At 72.6% G+C, this 3379-nt stretch carries 3 protein-coding genes and 1 pseudogene; all 4 read left to right on the top strand.

Going from position 1 to position 3379, the window contains the following annotated elements:
• The first annotated feature begins 327 nt into the window (after nucleotides 1-327).
• Nucleotides 328-1284, top strand: coding sequence for a carbohydrate ABC transporter permease (locus GYH36_RS18930; protein ID WP_024841998.1), 957 nt, complete (start codon nucleotides 328-330; stop codon nucleotides 1282-1284).
• A complete protein-coding gene (locus GYH36_RS18925) occupies nucleotides 1281-2216 on the top strand; it encodes a carbohydrate ABC transporter permease (protein ID WP_024841997.1) in 936 nt (311 codons plus the stop codon). Before GYH36_RS18930 ends, GYH36_RS18925 begins: the two co-directional genes overlap by 4 nt.
• Nucleotide 2217: 1 nt before the next feature.
• Entirely contained in the window at nucleotides 2218-3252 is a 1035-nt protein-coding gene (locus tag GYH36_RS18920) for an ROK family protein (protein ID WP_312028721.1), read from the top strand.
• Nucleotides 3252-3379: pseudogene (locus GYH36_RS19930) on the top strand (glucosamine-6-phosphate deaminase); the annotation flags it as partial. The gene GYH36_RS18920 and the pseudogene GYH36_RS19930, both read left to right, overlap by 1 nt.

Below are 3379 nucleotides of genomic sequence, written 5' to 3'. Positions count from 1 at the left end.
ACCTGCCGCTCGTCCCGGTGCCGGCGGACGAGGGCCCCGGCCCGGCCGCCGCGGCGCCTCCCGGCCCGGTCGCGCCGCCCCCCCCCCCCCGGGCCCCCCCCCCCCCCCCCCCCCCCCCCCCCCCCCCCCGCGCGCGGGGCCCCCCCCCCCCCCCCCCCCCCCCCCCCCCCCCCCCCCCCCCCCGGGCCCCCCCCCCCCCCCCCCCCCCCCCCCACCGGTGGCTCGAGCCGTCAGGGGTGGGGTCTCCTCGGGGACCCCACCCCTCCCCGTGACGGGCCGTCGGCACGTCTCCTGCGCACCACCGCGCACCACAGACGGAGTGAGGAAATGAGCTCAACCACCCTCGAACCCCGCACCGAGCGCTCCGGCGCCGCGGTGCGGCCCCCCAAGAAGCGGCGTCCGCCGGTCCTGCCCTGGACGCTCCTGCTCCCCAGCCTCGTCGTCCTGGGGGTCCTGGTCGGATACCCCATCGTCCGGCTCGTCGTCATGTCGTTCCAGAAGTACGAGCGGGCCCAGCTCATGGGCCAGCCCGCCGAGTGGGTCGGCTTCGACAACTACGCCCAGGTCCTCACGGACGTCGACGGCTTCTGGACCGTGCTGCTGCGCAGCTTCCTCTTCATGGTCGTCTGCGTCGCCCTGACGATGCTCATCGGCACCCTCGTCGCCCTGCTCATGATGCGGCTCGGCAAGGGCTTCCGCCTGCTCGTCTCGATCGGCCTGCTCCTCGCGTGGGCGATGCCGGCGCTCGCCGGCACCGTCGTGTGGGGCTGGATCTTCGACTCCGACTACGGCGTCGTCAACAACCTCCTGACGAAGATCACCGGCGAGAACTGGCTGGGCCATGCCTGGCTCATCAACCCGCTGCTGTTCTTCACCGTCGCGACGATCATCATCGTGTGGGGCGCCGTCCCGTTCGTGGCGTTCACCATGTACGCCGGCCTGACGCAGATCCCGGGCGAGGTGCTCGAGGCGGCGCAGCTCGACGGCGCCGGCCCGGTCAAGCGCTTCCGGCTCATCATGGTCCCGTACGTGCGCAGCATCATCACGGTGCTCGTCGTGCTGTCGATCATCTGGGACCTGCGCGTCTTCACGCAGATCTACGCCCTGCAGGACATCGGCGGGATCCGGGAGCAGACGAACACGATCGGCGTGTACATCTACCAGATGGGCATGGCGCAGGGGCACTACGGTCTCGCCGGCGCCATCTCGGTGATCTTCGTCTTCATCATGCTCGCGATCTCCTTCTACTACGTGCGCCAGACGGTTCGGGAGGAAGAACTGTGAGCACCATCTCCACGACCCCCGTGGCGGCCGTCCGGCACGCCTCGCCGAGCGCGGCGAAGCCGGCGGTGCGCAAGAGCCGGGAGACGCGTCGCAAGAAGGCGGCGAACATCGTCTACGCGATCCTCGCGATCGTCGTCTTCGTCGGGTCCGCATTCCCCGTGTACTGGATGATCAACACCTCGTTCCTCCCGGCGAACCTCATCCGGGGCAGCGAGCTGCACTACTTCCCGACGCCGGAGACGTTCACGCTCCGCAACTACGAGAGCGCCATCCTCAGCGAGGACCGCGCGGCGTTCCTGCCCGCCCTCGGCAACTCGCTGGCGGTCACGCTGTTCACGCTCCTCGTGGCGATGCTGCTCGGCTTCCTCGCCTCGCTCGCGGTCACGCGGTTCCGGTTCAAGGGCCGGCGCGCGTTCATCCTCGCGATCCTCGTGGTCCAGATGATCCCCGGCGAGGCCATGATGATCTCGATCTTCCGGATCATCGACGGCTGGCAGCTGCTGAACACCATCATCGGCCTCGGGATCGTCTACGTCTCCGGCGTGCTGCCCTTCACGATCTGGACGCTGCGCGGGTTCGTCAACGGCGTCCCGGCCGAGCTCGAGGAGGCGGCCATGATCGACGGCTGCTCGCGGGGCAAGGCGTTCTGGAAGATCACGTTCCCGCTGCTCGCGCCGGGCCTCGTCGCGACGGGCGTGTTCGCGTTCATCCAGGCCTGGAACGAGTTCGTCATGGCGCTCATCATCATGTCGCGCCCGGACTCGATGACGCTGCCGGTCTGGCTGCGCACGTTCCTCCAGGCGACGCAGGCGACCAACTGGGGGGCGGTCATGGCGGGAGCGGTGCTCATCGCGATCCCCGTGGTGATCTTCTTCCTCATCGTCCAGGGTCGGATGACCGGCGGTCTCGTCTCGGGTGCGGTGAAGGGCTGACGTGAGCGACCTGAGCACGGCTGCCTCGCCGCACGGCGAGGCAGCCGCAGCCCTGGCCGGGCGCCCCGGCCCCGGCGCGACGTCGCACAGCGACGCCTTGCCCTCGGGGCCGGGGAGCGCGGTCGGTCTCGACATCGGCGGCACCAAGGTGCTCGCCGCGTACCTGGGCCCGGACGGCGCGGTGCACGAGTCGCTGCGCCTGCCGACGGTGCGCGGTCCGCAGGGCGTCGTGGCGAGCGCGGCGCGCGCGGTGCGCGAGGTCCTGCGGCGCGGGGGCGTCGACGCCGCGGACGTCGACGGCGTCGGGGTCGGCGTGCCCGGCCTCGTGGACCCGGACGACGGCTCGGTGACGCATGCCGTCAACCTCGGCATCGAGGGGGGCCGCTTCGCGCTCGCCGACGCGCTGTCGACCGAGCTCGGCGGGGTGCCGGTGCGGGTCGACAACGACCTCAACGTCGCCGCGCTCGGCGCGTCCCACGTGCGGGGCGGCGACGGCGCGGACCTCGCGTTCCTCGCGCTCGGCACCGGTCTCGCGGCGGGCATCGTCCTCGGTGGCGAGCTGCGCCGCGGCGTGAGCGGTGCGGCGGGGGAGATCGGGCACATCCCGATCGACCCGCAGGGCCCGCCGTGCGCGTGCGGCCAGCGCGGGTGCGTCGAGGTGTACGCGTCCGGCTCCGCGCTGTCGGCCCGGTGGCCCGCGCGACACGGCCGGCCCGCCCCGGCGGAGCTCTTCGAGGCCGCCGCGGCCGGCGACCCGGAGGCCGTCCGGGTCAAGGCGGAGTTCGCGGACGCGGTGGCGTCCGCGGTCCGGATCCTCGAGCTGACGGTCGACGTGCGTCACGTCGTCCTCGGCGGCGGCGTGTCCGCCCTGGGGCAGCCGCTCCTCGACGCCGTGCGCGAGGCGCTCGACGCGCAGTCGAGCAGCTCCCCGTTCCTGTCCTCGTTGCGTCTGGCGGAGCGGGTCTCGCTGGCCCCCGCCGACGTCCCTGTCGCCGCCGTGGGTGCTGCCCTCGTCGGCCGTCGAAAGGTGCTGTGATGGAGGTCGTGATCGCTCCTGCGGAGCGGTTGGCGGTGCTGGCTGCGGATGCGGTGGAGGCGGTGGTGCGGTCGCGGCCGGAGGCGGTGCTGGGGTTGGCGACCGGGTCGTCGCCGTTGCGGGTGTA

The sequence above is a fragment of the Cellulosimicrobium composti genome (assembly GCF_010287905.1).
In the GTDB taxonomy this organism is placed as follows: domain Bacteria; phylum Actinomycetota; class Actinomycetes; order Actinomycetales; family Cellulomonadaceae; genus Cellulosimicrobium; species Cellulosimicrobium composti.
The sequence above is the reverse complement of the archived record's forward strand: the minus strand, read 5'-3'. Positions and strand labels throughout refer to the sequence as shown.